Annotated in this window: 16 protein-coding genes, 1 tRNA gene, 1 other RNA gene and 1 other annotated feature; of the genes, 4 read left to right on the forward strand and 14 right to left on the reverse strand. The window is 37.0% G+C overall.

The features are described 5' to 3' along the window. Nucleotides 1–213: 213 nt before the first annotated feature. The 7 genes from ACQKNI_RS25910 to tadA all read right to left on the reverse strand — a co-directional run bounded on the left by ACQKNI_RS25910 (nt 214) and on the right by tadA (nt 4,562). The gene (locus tag ACQKNI_RS25910; RefSeq protein ID WP_088233333.1) at nt 214–483 is read right to left on the reverse strand and encodes a pro-sigmaK processing inhibitor BofA family protein; all 270 of its coding nucleotides are present in this window, start codon (nt 481–483) and stop codon (nt 214–216) included. Between the two features lie 215 nt (nt 484–698). After that, nucleotides 699–920, reverse strand: a complete 222-nt coding sequence (locus tag ACQKNI_RS25915; protein WP_088233332.1) for a YaaL family protein — start codon at nt 918–920, stop codon at nt 699–701. A gap of 13 nt (nt 921–933) precedes the next feature. Beyond that, nucleotides 934–1,530, reverse strand: coding sequence for a recombination protein RecR (recR, locus tag ACQKNI_RS25920; protein WP_043938863.1), 597 nt, complete (start codon nt 1,528–1,530; stop codon nt 934–936). Between the two features lie 14 nt (nt 1,531–1,544). Further along, complete coding sequence (locus tag ACQKNI_RS25925) at nt 1,545–1,871, reverse strand: YbaB/EbfC family nucleoid-associated protein (RefSeq protein ID WP_170933810.1); 327 nt, start codon at nt 1,869–1,871, stop codon at nt 1,545–1,547. Between the two features lie 25 nt (nt 1,872–1,896). Beyond that, nucleotides 1,897–3,585, reverse strand: a complete 1,689-nt coding sequence (gene dnaX, locus ACQKNI_RS25930; protein WP_088233330.1) for a DNA polymerase III subunit gamma/tau — start codon at nt 3,583–3,585, stop codon at nt 1,897–1,899. A gap of 132 nt (nt 3,586–3,717) precedes the next feature. Next, nucleotides 3,718–3,982, reverse strand: an RNA gene (gene ffs, locus ACQKNI_RS25935) — signal recognition particle sRNA large type. A gap of 79 nt (nt 3,983–4,061) precedes the next feature. Next, nucleotides 4,062–4,562 (reverse strand): tRNA adenosine(34) deaminase TadA, encoded by a 501-nt coding sequence (gene tadA, locus ACQKNI_RS25940; protein WP_088233329.1) that lies wholly within the window; start codon nt 4,560–4,562, stop codon nt 4,062–4,064. 108 nt (nt 4,563–4,670) lie between these two features. Between tadA and ACQKNI_RS25945 the strand changes: the two genes are divergently transcribed. From ACQKNI_RS25945 to ACQKNI_RS25955, 3 genes are all read left to right on the forward strand, one after another. After that, on the forward strand, nt 4,671–5,210 hold the full coding sequence (locus ACQKNI_RS25945) for an isochorismatase family cysteine hydrolase (protein WP_098253004.1): 540 nt from the start codon (nt 4,671–4,673) through the stop codon (nt 5,208–5,210). A 125-nt stretch (nt 5,211–5,335) separates the two neighbouring features. Further along, nucleotides 5,336–5,971, forward strand: a complete 636-nt coding sequence (locus ACQKNI_RS25950) for a deoxynucleoside kinase (RefSeq protein ID WP_088233327.1) — start codon at nt 5,336–5,338, stop codon at nt 5,969–5,971. Nucleotides 5,972–5,973: 2 nt separating this feature from the next. Beyond that, a complete protein-coding gene (locus ACQKNI_RS25955) occupies nt 5,974–6,642 on the forward strand; it encodes a deoxynucleoside kinase (protein WP_088233326.1) in 669 nt (222 codons plus the stop codon). A gap of 35 nt (nt 6,643–6,677) precedes the next feature. On the opposite strand, the gene ACQKNI_RS25960 is transcribed toward ACQKNI_RS25955, so the two are convergent. From ACQKNI_RS25960 to guaB, 7 genes are all read right to left on the reverse strand, one after another. Continuing rightward, the gene (locus ACQKNI_RS25960; protein WP_140417546.1) at nt 6,678–7,070 is read right to left on the reverse strand and encodes a DUF3797 domain-containing protein; all 393 of its coding nucleotides are present in this window, start codon (nt 7,068–7,070) and stop codon (nt 6,678–6,680) included. 166 nt (nt 7,071–7,236) lie between these two features. Next, a tRNA-Ser gene (locus ACQKNI_RS25965) sits at nt 7,237–7,329 on the reverse strand. A gap of 154 nt (nt 7,330–7,483) precedes the next feature. Further along, the gene (gene serS, locus ACQKNI_RS25970; RefSeq protein ID WP_088233324.1) at nt 7,484–8,758 is read right to left on the reverse strand and encodes a serine--tRNA ligase; all 1,275 of its coding nucleotides are present in this window, start codon (nt 8,756–8,758) and stop codon (nt 7,484–7,486) included. Between the two features lie 51 nt (nt 8,759–8,809). Next, nucleotides 8,810–9,031, reverse strand: a binding site (T-box leader). Between the two features lie 54 nt (nt 9,032–9,085). Next, a complete protein-coding gene (gene pdxT, locus ACQKNI_RS25975) occupies nt 9,086–9,676 on the reverse strand; it encodes a pyridoxal 5'-phosphate synthase glutaminase subunit PdxT (RefSeq protein WP_144560050.1) in 591 nt (196 codons plus the stop codon). A gap of 18 nt (nt 9,677–9,694) precedes the next feature. Continuing rightward, nucleotides 9,695–10,582, reverse strand: a complete 888-nt coding sequence (gene pdxS, locus ACQKNI_RS25980; protein WP_000186157.1) for a pyridoxal 5'-phosphate synthase lyase subunit PdxS — start codon at nt 10,580–10,582, stop codon at nt 9,695–9,697. Between the two features lie 160 nt (nt 10,583–10,742). After that, nucleotides 10,743–12,050 (reverse strand): serine hydrolase, encoded by a 1,308-nt coding sequence (locus tag ACQKNI_RS25985; RefSeq protein ID WP_140417547.1) that lies wholly within the window; start codon nt 12,048–12,050, stop codon nt 10,743–10,745. Between the two features lie 113 nt (nt 12,051–12,163). After that, entirely contained in the window at nt 12,164–13,627 is a 1,464-nt protein-coding gene (guaB, locus tag ACQKNI_RS25990) for an IMP dehydrogenase (protein WP_000264081.1), read from the reverse strand. Nucleotides 13,628–13,742: 115 nt separating this feature from the next. On the opposite strand from guaB, the gene ACQKNI_RS25995 reads away from it, so the two are divergent. After that, nucleotides 13,743–14,744: a YaaC family protein gene (locus ACQKNI_RS25995; protein ID WP_088233321.1), complete on the forward strand. Its 1,002-nt coding sequence runs from the start codon at nt 13,743–13,745 to the stop codon at nt 14,742–14,744. The last annotated feature ends 93 nt before the right edge of the window (nt 14,745–14,837 follow it).

Here is a 14,837-nt window from a genome sequence, read left to right on the forward strand (position 1 = left end):
GTTTGTCTAGCATCTAAAATAAAAATTGACGTTTCACGTTGTTTGTTTCGTTTAGTTTTCAAAGTTCAACATCGCGTTTCAGCGACTTTTATAATTTAACATTTAGCGTTAAATCTGTCAACAACTTTTTTCTTTCGTTCCTGACGACGCTTATTAATTTACCATATTAATGATTGATTAGTCAACACCTTTAAAAAAAATGCCAAAATAATTTTATCTTGGCATGATGTAAAGCTTAATAATTACTAATGCAACCACTCCAGGCAGACCTAATAAACTCGTTATTGTTGCTGTACCCGCATTAATCGGAATATGAAAATCAAAATACGTTCCTACAACATTTACAATAAAAAGTAATGCTATTCCTAAAGTAACATGAAAGAGTGCCTTCCCTATAAAACGTAACGGTTTAGAAGAAACACCAAAAACCAGAAAAATAAAAACTAGAGCAAGAATACCAACAATAATAATTGTAGAGTTCATTTTTTCCTCCTTATGAATGACCTATACATATTTATTTGTATGGGACAAGGCAATAAAAAAGAACATGTATCATATAACTCCATTTGCTTCCTCTCACTAGCCTTTACTCTGCAACATTTTCTTCCGTATAAACCATTAATAACTCTTCCCAAACGAAGCAAATCGTAAGAGTTCAACTAATAAAATAAAAGGTTCTGCTTTTTAAGCAGAACCTTTTACCATTGTTCCATCTTCACAGGACGACGCTTTGCTTCTTTTAACAAGAAGAAATACTTCGCCTCCGCTATTTTCAAAGAACAAAGTACATCTTGAGATGGTTCAACACTTTGTTCAACCATTTTCTTCTGACGTAACCATTCATTCTTCACTTTTTCTAATAGTACAATTAGCTTATCATCATACTCTTTACGCAATTTACCCTTTTTTTGAAAGAACATTTTGTTTCTCCTCTTATACTTCTCTACGACCTTCTAACGCTTTGGACAGTGTCACTTCATCTGCATATTCTAGATCTCCACCAACTGGCAGACCATGTGCAATACGAGTTACTTTAATACCTGTCGGCTTTAAGAGGCGGGATATATACATCGCTGTCGCTTCCCCTTCAATATTAGGGTTTGTTGCTAATATTACTTCTTGTACCGTTTCATCGTGCAATCGCTTTAAGAGTTGTGGGATATTAATGTCTTCTGGCCCAATTCCCTCCATTGGAGAAATCGCACCACGCAACACATGATATACACCTTGATACTCTTTCATTTTTTCCATTGCGATTACATCTTTCGGTTCTTGCACGACACAAATAACTGATTGATCTCGATGTGAATCGTTACAGATATAACAAGGATCACGATCAGTAATATGCCCACATACAGAACAATACGCTAAATCTCGCTTCGCATTCACGAGTGCTTTCGCAAAACCTAACACATCATCTTCTTTCATATCTAATACAAAAAATGCCAATCGAACCGCTGTTTTCGGTCCGATTCCTGGCAATTTCATAAAACTATCAATTAGTTTTGATATTGGTTCTGGATAATGCATATATCAATATCCTCCTAGAACATTCCACCCGGTAAGTTTAGGCCTTTTGTAAATTTACCCATTGTAGAGTTTGAAAGTTCATCAGCTTTTTTAAGCGCATCATTTGTTGCAGCTAATACTAAGTCTTGTAACATTTCGATATCTTCTGGATCTACAACTTCTTCTTTAATTTTAACTTCAAGAATTTGCTTATGACCATTTGCAATAACCGTAATCATTCCGCCGCCAGCTGTACCTTCAACTGTTTTTTCACCAAGCTCTTCTTGTGCTTTCGCCATTTCTTTTTGCATCTTTTGCATTTGTTTCATCATGTTATTCATATTTCCCATTCCGCCACGCATCATAATTAATTCCTCCTAATTATTATTACTCTTTTATTTCAATAAGTTCTTGTCCTACTAATTTTACTGCCTCTTCTATAAGAGGATCTTCTTTTTTCTCTGGGCTTTCTTCAGAGTTTCCACCTTCACGCTGTAAAAAATCTTCACGGATTTTACCCCATTCACTTTTTGGGATGGCAATCATATTTAATCTTTTACTTAGCAACTCAAATAGAGCTTGTTCCACCGTATCCATAGCTTCTCGATTTTCGCTCGCCATTTTACAGTGAATCTCATATTGGAATGCTAAAACGTAAGTATCATCTGAAGCTGCTACTGGTTCGCTATTTTCTAGCAAAACAGCAAACGCTACTTTGTTATATGATTTGAGTCTTCCTAACAACTCACCCCATACAGATTTTAATTGTTCTAAATCTTGACGCTTCGCTTGCTTTAATACTTCATTTACACGTCCGACAGGAATTTTCATACTTCCTGTTCGTACTGGTTTCGGTGTTGCCCGCGTCTCTCTTACTTCCTGTTGTACACCAACTGGCACACCATTCTTTTTAACTTGTTCTAACTCTTTCTCCAGTTGCTGCATCCTGTTCATAATTGCTTGTAAACGATCTGTACCGTTCGCTTGCATCATAAACTGCTGACACAACTGCACCATAACAACTTCTAAGAAAATCCGCGGATGGTTTGTCCACTTCATTTCTTGTTGGCCTTTACTAAGGGTATGAATGATTTCGTAGATTACTTCCGGTTGCATTTCTTCACTTAACATACGGAATTGTTCATCTACCATTACCCGCTCCAACATATGCTCTAGTTGCGGTGAAGTTTGATATAAAAGCATATCACGATAATAGTAAATGAAATCCTCCATAAAACGCACTGGATCCTTCCCTTTACTCATCATCTCATCTATGATGCGCAATGCTCTTGATACATCATTTTCACGTATGCATTCTACTAAGTTACCTAAGTATTGCTGAGAAACAGACCCCGTTACAGCTAGTACATCTTCTGTCGTAACTGTCTCATCACTATAAGATATCGCCTGATCAATAAGACTAAGCGCGTCACGCATACCACCTTCAGCAGCGCGTGCAACAATTTGTAACGCTTCATCTTCCACTTGCGTACCTTCATTTGTCACAACCGTTGATAATCTCTCAACAATATCATTCACTGATATTTTTCGGAATTCAAAACGTTGACAACGTGAAATAATTGTAGGTGGAATCTTATGAGGTTCTGTTGTCGCCAAAATAAAGATAACATGTCCTGGCGGTTCTTCTAAGGTTTTTAAAAGCGCATTGAATGCACCCATAGAAAGCATGTGAACTTCATCAATAATGTATACTTTATATTCTACAGCACTTGGAGCATATTTTACTTTATCTCTTATATCTCGAATTTCATCTACACCGTTATTTGAAGCCGCATCAATTTCTAATACATCTGAAATAGATCCTTGTGTGATGCCTAAACAAGAAGGACATTCATTACAAGGCTCAGCTACCGGAGCATGCTCACAGTTAATTGCTTTTGCAAATACTTTTGCAATTGTCGTTTTTCCTGTTCCCCTCGGACCAGAAAACAAATAAGCATGTGAAACTTTCTCTTGAAGAAGGGCATTTTGCAACGTTTTTGTCACGTGCTTTTGACCGACTACATCTTCAAACTTTTGCGGTCTCCATGTTCGGTATAACGCTTGGTATGACACGAAAATACGGCCTCCCTCAAAGGTTATTATCTCATTTATTATAACCCATTCTGTTTATAGATTCCAAAAGTTATTTTCTATACAAAAAACCCACCTTAGTATTAAGGTGAGTTTTGTATACATATATAACTGCCGTGCACCTTCTGTCGATTACGTACCATAAGCGTTACTTAAGCAGTTAGCTCGGTTCAGGCACTCCTGCGGCACACGAGAAGACCCGCTTATTGCTGCTTCCTTCCGGACCTGACAAGGTTCACGGGGTCCCGTTGCGCAGGACCCAAACGTCAACACCACTTACTTAAGGCAGGCCTTACAGCAGCATAACCTCGAGAAGGGATTCGGCCTCGCTAGAGCGGATTGCGAGTATAGGGCACCGCTACCTCCCCGCTTAGCACGGCAAAGTTAAAACCAATATTCGGTTGCCTTCATTAAAGGCACTATCAGTATAACTTGTTTTTTTATAAAATGCAAATACGTTAATTCTCTTTGCTTTTCTCTAATTTCTTAATCGCTTTTCTTTTTTTACGAAGCTCTCTAAAAAAGTTTGTTAACAGCGTACCGCACTCTTCTTCTAATACACCAGCTACTACTTCACATTGATGATTAAAGCGTTCATCCGTTAACAGATTCATCAAAGTCCCTGCACATCCACCTTTCGGATCACTTGCACCATATACAACTCGCTTCACTCGCGATAAAACAATTCCTCCCGCACACATAGGACAAGGCTCTAATGTTACATACAATGTTGCATCTTCTAAACGCCATGTTCCTAATTTTTTGCAAGCCTCATCTATCGCTAACAACTCGGCGTGAGCTATTGATCTTTGCTCGGTTTCCCTTAGATTATGAGCAACACTAATTACCTCGCCATCTAACACTATAACTGCACCAATTGGTACTTCTTGTATTTCCTCTGCCCTTTTAGCTTCTTCTATCGCTAGTTGCATAAAATAAATATCTTGATCTTGTTCCATAACATAGTCCTTTCATTACAAATAAAGTACACTTATTTCCATTTACTACACATGGGATAACTTTTACAAATTCAATCCACCCTAAAAGAAAAAGAAGGGGGATTACAGATGAAAAATACTGCCTTACTCATCATCGATATGATTAATGATTTTCAATTTTCCCATGGGCCCATCTTAGCCCAAAAATGCGAAGTTATAACAAACCCTATTTTACAATTAAAGAAAAAAATGAAATCCTTCGGTTATCCTATAATTTATGTTAATGACCATTATCAACTTTGGAGATCTGATATTGACCAACTGATTACCCATTGCACGAATAAGTATAGCGAAAATATAATTCGTAAGATTGCTCCAAGTTCTGATGATTATATTTTTATTAAACCACATTATTCTGCTTTTTATGAAACACCTTTGAATTCCTTACTAGGTTATTTAAAAATAGAAAATCTAATATTAACAGGAGTTGCCGGGAATATATGTATCCTATTTACAGCTAATGATGCTCATATGAGAAATTATACACTTTATGTGCCGCAGGATTGTATCGCCTCTAACAACGATCAAGATAATATACACGCTTTAAAAATAATGGAAACTACATTGAAAGCAAATATAACACCGTCATCGAAAATAAAATTTAATTAATACATATATCTATTTTCTAACTTTTTATATCAAATTAACCCGCTCGCTTCCCTCTTGTGCTACAATAATTCTGTTTTGTGTTTTTAGTAGTCACGGTAAATCACTGATTGAAAGGAGGAAACAGCGTGACCGGAGTACCATTTATCACGGTTGAAGGACCAATCGGTGTTGGAAAAACTTCACTTGCGAAGGAAATTTCAACTCACATGCAACTCCACTTACTAAAAGAGATTGTTGATGAAAACCCTTTTTTAGGAAAGTTCTATGAAGACATCGATGAATGGAGTTTTCAAACAGAGATGTTCTTTCTTTGTAATAGATACAAACAATTAGAAGATATTAACATAAAGTATTTGAATCAAAAGAAGCCTGTAGTAGCGGATTATCATATATTTAAAAATTTAATTTTCGCATCCCGTACATTAAAAGATTCTCAATATGACAAGTACATGCAAATCTATCGTATCCTTACGCAAGATATGCCTGTACCAAACGTCATCGTTTATTTAACGGCTAGTCTGGAAACATTACAAAAGCGAATCGCAATGCGCGGAAGAGAATTCGAAAAAAATATGGATCCCAATTACTTACTACAGCTTACAAAAGATTATGAAACAGCAATGGATACCTTCAAACAAGACCATCCAGATATCCCAGTGTTAAAGTTTAACGGAGACGATATGGATTTTATAAAAAATCCTGATGATTTAAACGTCATCCTATCTGCCCTTCAAAATACTCTCTTTAAGGAGTCGAAATAATAATGAATTTAAGGCAAAAATATGATATACCAAATGATGCAGTAATCACTATCGCTGGAACAGTAGGTGTCGGCAAATCAACTATGACAACCGCATTAGCTAACGCTTTAGGTTATCGCACATCATTTGAAAAAGTAGATTCCAATCCATACTTAGACAAGTTCTATGCTGACTTCACTCGTTGGAGCTTCCACTTGCAAGTGTACTTCTTAGCAGAACGATTTAAAGAACAAAAAAGAATTTTTGAATATGGTGGTGGTTTCGTTCAAGATCGTTCTATCTATGAAGACACTGGCATTTTCGCAAAGATGCACCATGAAAAAGGAACAATGACGGAAACGGATTATGAAACATACAAAGGTTTATTTGATGCTATGGTCATGACTCCTTACTTCCCTCATCCAGACTTATTAATTTACTTAGAAGGTTCTTTCGATGATATCGTTGATCGAATTCAAGAACGCGGACGTCCAATGGAACAACAAACACCAATTGAGTACTGGGAAGAAATGCACGGACGTTATGAAAACTGGATTAACAACTTTAATTCATGTCCTGTTTTACGATTAAACATTAATGAATATGATATTTTAAAAGATGGCGATTCAATTGAACCAATCATTAAAAAAATTGGGCATTTTTTAAAACAAACACGTAAACTTGTAAAATAAAAAACCCGTGCATATGCACGGGTTTTCCTATTAAATTACTTCTTCTTTGTTGGAGCAATAATTTCACTCTCAGGTTTTCCTGCATTAATACGCTGACGAACAGTACTTGTACTAATATCGTATGCTTCAGCAATCTCTTTAACAGTCATTTCTTTCCCATTAATCACTGCTGTTAATACTTTACCTGTACGTTTTGGAGCTGCTTCTTTCTTCGCAGCTTCTTTTTTAACTGGTTTCGGCGCCTCTACTTTTGTCGCAGCTTGCTTTACATCACAAGTGCAACCACAAAGTTTACGGAATGTATCATCGCTTATAATGCGTGATACGTTTGCACCACTGTTTAAAATTCTATTGTTCTTACAGACAGGACATTGTACATAATATAAAGTTTTTCCATCTAAAGGAAATGTTTGTATAATAAGATCCATGTTGACTCCTTTCATATCTATGAAGATAATCATCGGAATATGAGTGTGTAATAAGGACAAAATCGCCTTACCCCATACTTTATGATTGGTTTTAAAATAAAAACTCGTTACGTGTTGGTAACGAGTTCTCCAATCTCCACTTATATGCGCTGTTGTCAATTATATCTGGAGGAGGTAGAGGGATTCGAACCCCCGCGCGACTCTCGCCGCCTGTCGGTTTTCAAGACCGATCCCTTCAGCCAGACTTGGGTATACCTCCATATTGACATCAAATATAATATCAAAAGAAAAACAGTTAGTCAACCCTACTAAAATAAATTATGAGGAAAGGAAAATTTTACTTCCCCTCTCCTACATTACAGTACTGACAGCGCTCATAATTACCAATCACTCATACCGATGAATGTTTAAATTTACTTAATAACTGATTTTCCTCCCATATAAGGGCGAAGAACTTCTGGAATTATAATTGTACCATCTTCTTGTTGGTAGTTCTCTAAAATAGCTGCCACCGTACGTCCAATTGCAAGACCAGATCCATTTAATGTATGAACATGTTCTGGTTTTCCGTTTGTTTCACGACGGAAACGGATATTTGCACGTCTCGCTTGGAAAGCCTCAAAGTTACTACAAGAAGAAATTTCACGATATGTGCCATAGCTTGGAATCCATACTTCAATATCGTATTTCTTCGCTGCTGTAAATCCTAAATCGCCTGTGCACATGCTCATAACGCGATATGGCAACTCTAATAATTGTAACACGCGTTCTGCATCATTTGTTAGTTTTTCTAACTCTTCATAAGAATCTTCTGGTTTTACGAACTTTACAAGCTCTACTTTATTGAACTGATGCTGACGAATTAAGCCACGTGTATCACGGCCAGCTGAACCTGCTTCAGAACGGAAACAAGAGCTAAATGCAGCATATCGTATAGGCAATTGCTCTTTATTTAAAATTTCATCACGGTGCATATTCGTTACTGGTACTTCAGCTGTTGGAATTAAGAAGTAATCTTCACTTTCAATACGGAATGCATCTTCTTCAAACTTCGGAAGTTGTCCTGTTCCTGTCATGCTTGCACGGTTTACCATATACGGAGGTAATACTTCTTCATATCCATGCTCATCAGTATGAAGATCAAGCATAAAGCTAATTAAAGCACGCTCTAATCTTGCGCCGGCACCTTTGTAAAATACAAAACGGCTTCCTGTTACTTTCCCAGCACGCTCAAAATCTAGAATTCCTAAATCTGTAGCAAGATCCCAATGTGGTTTTGGTTCAAAAGCAAATTCTTTCACTTCTCCCCAAGTACGTGCTACTACATTATCATCCTCTGTTTCACCAACTGGTGCAGATTCATGAGGGATATTTGGAATAGATAACATTAATTTTTCTAACGCTTCTTCAACTGTACGAAGTTCATTATCAAGGTCTTTTACTTTCTCACCAACTTCGCGCATTTCTAGAATTAAAGCTTCCGCGTCTTGCTTTTCACGCTTTAAAACAGAGATTTGTTGAGATACTTCGTTACGTTTACTTTTTAGTTCCTCTGTTTGAACAAGTAACTCTCTTCTTCTCGTATCCAGTTCTTCAAAGCGACCAAAATCAGTTAAATCTTCGCCTCTATGCTGTAATTTTGCTTTTACTTCTTCAAAATTCGTACGTAAAAATTTAATATCAAGCATTCTATACTCCTCCTTTTATTTTACAAAACACAAAAAACTCCCGTCCCTATACAAAGGGACGGGAGTTAACCCGCGTTGCCACCCTAGTTGAAAGCATTACCGCTTTCCTCTCAAGTAGAAATAACGGCTCTTCACCGGGAATGTTTACTAATCATAAAGATATTCCACATTCCATTCCAGGATGGATTCACAAACTGTTTCTATCGATTTCCACCAACCATCGACTCTCTATAAGAAACGACATTTGTTACTATTTCCTATCAACACGCTTATTTTATAAAATTGTTACCATCAATTTACTATAATCTTATACAAGTTGCAAGTTACTTATACAACTTTTTTCATTTTCGCTTCTTTTACCATTTCGACAAAGTATGCTGTCACACGATGATCATCCGTTAATTCTGGATGGAATGAAGCAGCTAGAAACTGATCTTGTCTTACCGCTACCATTCGATCACCATGCTTAGAAAGTACTTCCACATTATCAGCTATATTTACGACATATGGAGCACGGATAAATACACCAACAAAGTCCTCTCCCACACCTTTAATTGAAAGTGCGGCTTCAAAGCTATCCTTTTGGCGTCCAAACGCATTGCGCTCAACTGTAATATCCATAGCACCAATATGTGCTTCTTCATAGCCAATAAGTGTTTTCGCAAGAAGAATCATACCTGCGCATGTACCAAACATTGGTTTACCAGACTTCGCGAATGTACGAAGCGGTTCCATGAAAGCATACTTATCAATAAGACGGCGCATTGTTGTACTTTCACCGCCTGGTAAAATAAGACCATCAATCTCTTCAAGTTGCTCGATACGCTTTACAACAACAGCTTCTGCACCACTTGCTTCAACTGACTTTATATGCTCACGAACTGCACCTTGAAGACCTAGTACACCGATTTTCACCATCTTAAAGTTCTCCTTCAATTACCATCCACGCTCTTGCATGCGTTGTTCTGGTAATAACGTTGAAATTTCGATACCTTTCATTGCATTACCTAATCCTTTAGAAAGGCTTGCAATTAGTTCATAATCTTCGTAATGAGTCGTTGCTTCAACGATCGCACGTGCAAATTTCTCTGGGTTTTCTGATTTAAAGATACCAGATCCAACAAATACACCATCAGCACCAAGTTGCATCATTAACGCTGCATCTGCTGGTGTTGCTACACCACCCGCTGCAAAGTTTACAACCGGCAAACGACCAAGGCGTTTAATTTCAAGTAGTACTTCATAAGGAGCTCCAGTATTTTTTGCATACGTCATTAACTCATCTTCACGTAGACTTGCAACTTGACGGATTTCTGCATTGACTTGGCGCATATGACGCACTGCCTCTACAATGTTTCCTGTTCCTGGTTCACCTTTTGTACGAAGCATAGATGCACCTTCTGCAATACGACGTGCAGCTTCTCCGATATCACGGCAACCACATACAAACGGAACTGTGTAATCACGTTTATTTAAATGGTATACTTCATCAGCAGGAGTTAATACTTCACTCTCATCGATATAGTCTACCCCTAATGATTCTAATACACGTGCTTCTACAAGGTGACCGATACGACATTTTGCCATAACCGGAATTGACACCGCACCCATAACTTCTTCAACAATTGTTGGATCAGCCATACGAGAAACGCCACCTGCTGCACGAATATCTGCTGGTACGCGCTCTAATGCCATAACGGCAACTGCGCCTGCCTCTTCTGCAATTTTTGCTTGTTCAGCGTTAATTACGTCCATAATAACGCCGCCTTTTTGCATTTCTGCCATTCCACGTTTTACACGTTCTGTCCCTGTTACATTTGTCATGTACAAAAACCCCCCTAGGTGAATTGCTTTCCCCCGTTATAGGCGAAAATTAAGAATACTCTTACATTCTACCACTAACTATCAGATGCTTGTCTACTACTTTTTCATAAAGTCGGTATGAAAAATAGGAATAAAAAAAAGCCCCTACCATGAGGAGCTCTTAAAACCAACCTTTTACTGTATCAACAGCACTATTCCACATATCACTAAAGAAAGAACCAATTCCACGCATAGAACGAGTAAACCAATTGGCTTTTTCTACTTCAGATTTTGTTACAAGATCTACTTGTAATGACTTACCAGATAAAAATCCAGGATCATTCGTATCTTTTGATGTGATTACCACTTGACCGAGCGCAGTACCCTTTTTAATAGGTGCTTCTTGTTCCTTATTGGATTCTTTTACTTCTGTTTTATAAACATCTTTACTTCCTTTTGGTACTGGAAGTGAAACAGCTTGTTTTGTTTGAACTGCTACATCTTTATCTTTTGCATTATCTACTCTTACTGTCTCATTTCCTTTTACTGAAGAACCTTTTTCATACATTTTCTTCATTTCAAAGTTAGCAAAGCCATAATCATATAATTTCTTTGTCTCATCAAAACGTGCTGTATGAGAATTTGTTTTAATAACTACAGAAATAAAACGCATTCCGTTTCGTTCAATCGTACCAGCAAAGCAATCCCCTGCCTCTGGAGTCGATCCTGTTTTCAGGCCATCTACACCATCATATTCTTTAATTAAGCCTTTTAACATCCAGTTCCAGTTCGACATTTTAAAGTTCTCTTTTTCTGGACGGAAGAACTTTACCGGAATTTTCGCTGTATCTAACACTTTTGGATAATCTTTAATTAAATGCTGCGCTAAAGTAGCAACATCCTTCGCAGACATTTTATTTTCTTCATCCGGGTTTGTACCTTCAGGATGCATTCCTTTTAAATCTTTATTCGTTAAACCTGTAGAATTGACAAATTTATAATTTTTCAATCCTAGTTCTTTCGCTTTATCATTCATCATTTTTACGAAATCTACTTCTTTGCCTGCAATCGCTTCTGCTAATGCAATTGTTGCACCATTTGCAGAAAAGATTGCCATTGCCTCGTATAACTCTTTTACTGTATAAGAGCCACCATTTTCTAATGCAACGTTTGATAAGGAAGCATCTTGTGAAACCTTATATGCATATTCAGAAACCTTAATTTTCTGATCCCACTTAAGTTTTCCTTTATCCACTGCTTCGTGAACTAAATATTCACTCATCATCTTTGTCATACTAGCAATTGATAATAATTCATCTGCATTCTTTTGATATAAAATTTTCCCAGAATTTGCTTCAACTAAAATTGCCGCACCTGCTTCAATGTTTAAAGCAGCTCCTGTTTCTGCTGATGCATTGCTATATGGTAACAACATACTACAAGCTAGTGTAAGCATTGTTACTAATGCAATGAATCTTTTGCAAAACATACCTTTCACTTTTGCTACCCCCAATATCTATGTACTCACATAACCGTTATTCTAACATAATCAAAAAAAAATAGACAGAGATATCAAATCTCCGTCTATTTGTATATAAGACATTATAATGAGTAGTTTGGAGCCTCTTTCGTAATTTGTACGTGATGAGGATGACTTTCAAGTAAACCAGCACCTGACATACGAATAAATTGTGCATTCTCACGTAAGAATTCTAAATCTTGTGCTCCACAGTATCCCATACCTGCACGTAATCCACCAACTAATTGATGAACTGTATCTGCTAAAGGTCCTTTATAAGGAACACGACCTTCAATACCTTCTGGAACAAGTTTTTTGTTTCCTTCTTGGAAGTAACGATCTTTACTTCCTTTTTCCATCGCTCCGACAGAACCCATACCACGATATACTTTAAATTGACGACCTTGGTAAATTTCAGTTTCTCCAGGGCTTTCAGCAACACCAGCAAACATGCTACCTAACATAACAACGTGTGCTCCTGCTGCTAAAGCTTTAACCATATCACCAGAGTACTTAATACCACCATCAGCAATTACTGGAATGCCGTGTTTACGAGCTTCTGTTGCACAATCATAAACTGCTGTTAATTGTGGTACACCCACGCCAGCGACAACGCGTGTCGTACAAATAGAACCTGGTCCGATACCTACTTTAACTACGTTTGCACCAGCTTCGATTAATGCTTTTGTCGCTTCAGCAGTAGCAACATTTCCTGCGATAATATTTAGTGATGGATATTTCGCACGAACTTCTTTTACTTTATCGATAACACCTTGAGAATGTCCATGAGCCGTATCAAGAACGATTGCATCGACCTGTGCTTTTACTAATGCATCGATACGAGTCATAGCATCAGCTGTTACACCAACCGCGGCTCCAACTAATAAGCGTCCTTGCTTATCCTTTGCAGAGTTTGGAAATTCAATTACTTTTTCAATATCTTTTATTGTAATAAGCCCTTGTAATACACCGTTATTATCAACGAGAGGGAGCTTTTCAATTTTATACTTTTGTAGGATCTTTTCAGCTTCTTCCAGTGTAGTACCAACTGGAGCTGTAATTAGCTGTTCTTTTGTCATTACGTCAGAAATTTTGATTGAGTAGTCTTGGATGAAACGCATATCACGGTTTGTAATAATACCAACTAATTTTCGTTCATCTAAATTATTTACAACTGGTACACCTGAAATACGATATTTTCCCATAAGATGTTCTGCATCATATACTTGATGTTCTGGAGTTAAAAAGAATGGATCTGAAATAACGCCGCTTTCAGAGCGTTTTACTTTGTCAACCTGCTCTGCCTGTTGCTCAATAGACATATTCTTATGAATGATACCTAAACCACCTTGGCGAGCCATTGCAATAGCCATATCTGCTTCTGTTACTGTATCCATTCCTGCACTAATTAACGGGATATTTAACTGTAAGCTTTCAGATAAAACTGTTTTAACACTTACTTCTCTTGGTAGTACATCTGACTTTGCTGGTACAAGTAATACATCATCAAAAGTCAAACCTTCTTTAACAAATTTAGATTCCCACATAATTGTTCCCCCCATGATACCAGAAATTATTATTAGTAGCTTATCAATTGGTTAAAATACTGTCAAGAAAGTATATATATGTTAGAATTTTTAGACAATAAAAGGAGCGTAATATATGCATCATTCAACTTGTACTTGGCAGCAATTAAGTTTCTTTTTTTCATCTCAAAATGTACAACGTTATCTTGCCCGTTGTTATGAAAAATCCTCCATACAAGATGCTGAAAAAAAGAGCTTTGAAAATTGTTATCCCTTTATTTACTACTTAGAACATGGGAAAAATTATTATGAATTATATAAAGCATCCCCATTTTCTATTCAGCCGATGTTGCTGTTTTATGGGATTAGTCAACTATTTAAAGCATGCTTACTAACTATCGACCCTAACTATCCAGAATCCACTACTGTTTTAGCTCATGGCGTTACGACTCGCAAACGAAAAAAACAAGGCTATCAATTTTTAGAAGATGAGGTAAAGGTACAAAAAAATGGATTATTTACTCATGTTGCAGAACAACTATTTCACATGAAACACCTAGAAGCAGAAAAATTTAACATGTTAGACTTAATGGGAACCATTCCCGAATTACAACATTTATTTCGCTATGGTCAAAAAGGATCAACTTTATATAAAATCGATTCAACAAATAAAAATGAACTCTCTTTTTCAGTCAATATACTAGATCGACTACATATGACTACAGAGAGATTTTCACGTTACATTGAATCCGCTTGTAAGCACTTATCCATACAACAAACCCCTGAAAGGACGAGTGACTTGAATATACTTTTTACAGCACCTATCGATTCATGGAATCCTATGTATAGTACTCCTTTGTACTACGAGTACCTTGCGGATACTTATTACTTACCGCTTACAACCGATCCTAGAAATCCTAAGCCCGTATTACCTGAGCTCCTTGTTCATTATTTATTGCTCTATAATTTAAGTATGATTTCACGATACGAAACAGATTGGTGGTATGACTTGCTTGGAAGTTATAACTCCGAAGACTATCCATTTATTTATCAATTTTTAAATATTTCTGCTCAAAAAATCCCTTATTATATTTCAGCATTTTTATTATCAGAACCGAATCTATTTCATGGGAAATAAAAAAACACGAGTCAAATGACTCGTGTTTTAAGTTGCTTGGCGACGTCCTACTCTCACAGGGACAAGGTCCCAACTACCATCGGCGCTAGAGAG

Origin of the sequence: Bacillus sp. NPDC094064 (genome assembly GCF_050279585.1) — a bacterium.
GTDB lineage: Bacteria > Bacillota > Bacilli > Bacillales > Bacillaceae_G > Bacillus_A.

Excerpts from the sequence above, each read along its gene's own strand:
- ACQKNI_RS25910 (WP_088233333.1), bottom strand. The coding sequence starts at position 483 with ATGAACTCTACAATTATTATTGTTGGTATTCTTGCTCTAGTTTTTATT.
- ACQKNI_RS25915 (WP_088233332.1), bottom strand. The coding sequence starts at position 920 with ATGTTCTTTCAAAAAAAGGGTAAATTGCGTAAAGAGTATGATGATAAG.
- recR (WP_043938863.1), bottom strand. The coding sequence starts at position 1,530 with ATGCATTATCCAGAACCAATATCAAAACTAATTGATAGTTTTATGAAA.
- ACQKNI_RS25925 (WP_170933810.1), bottom strand. The coding sequence starts at position 1,871 with ATGCGTGGCGGAATGGGAAATATGAATAACATGATGAAACAAATGCAA.
- tadA (WP_088233329.1), bottom strand. The coding sequence starts at position 4,562 with ATGGAACAAGATCAAGATATTTATTTTATGCAACTAGCGATAGAAGAA.
- ACQKNI_RS25945 (WP_098253004.1), top strand. The coding sequence starts at position 4,671 with ATGAAAAATACTGCCTTACTCATCATCGATATGATTAATGATTTTCAA.
- ACQKNI_RS25955 (WP_088233326.1), top strand. The coding sequence starts at position 5,974 with ATGAATTTAAGGCAAAAATATGATATACCAAATGATGCAGTAATCACT.
- ACQKNI_RS25960 (WP_140417546.1), bottom strand. The coding sequence starts at position 7,070 with ATGGATCTTATTATACAAACATTTCCTTTAGATGGAAAAACTTTATAT.
- serS (WP_088233324.1), bottom strand. The coding sequence starts at position 8,758 with ATGCTTGATATTAAATTTTTACGTACGAATTTTGAAGAAGTAAAAGCA.
- pdxT (WP_144560050.1), bottom strand. The coding sequence starts at position 9,676 with ATGGTGAAAATCGGTGTACTAGGTCTTCAAGGTGCAGTTCGTGAGCAT.
- pdxS (WP_000186157.1), bottom strand. The coding sequence starts at position 10,582 with ATGACAAATGTAACAGGGACAGAACGTGTAAAACGTGGAATGGCAGAA.
- ACQKNI_RS25985 (WP_140417547.1), bottom strand. The coding sequence starts at position 12,050 with ATGTTTTGCAAAAGATTCATTGCATTAGTAACAATGCTTACACTAGCT.
- guaB (WP_000264081.1), bottom strand. The coding sequence starts at position 13,627 with ATGTGGGAATCTAAATTTGTTAAAGAAGGTTTGACTTTTGATGATGTA.
- ACQKNI_RS25995 (WP_088233321.1), top strand. The coding sequence starts at position 13,743 with ATGCATCATTCAACTTGTACTTGGCAGCAATTAAGTTTCTTTTTTTCA.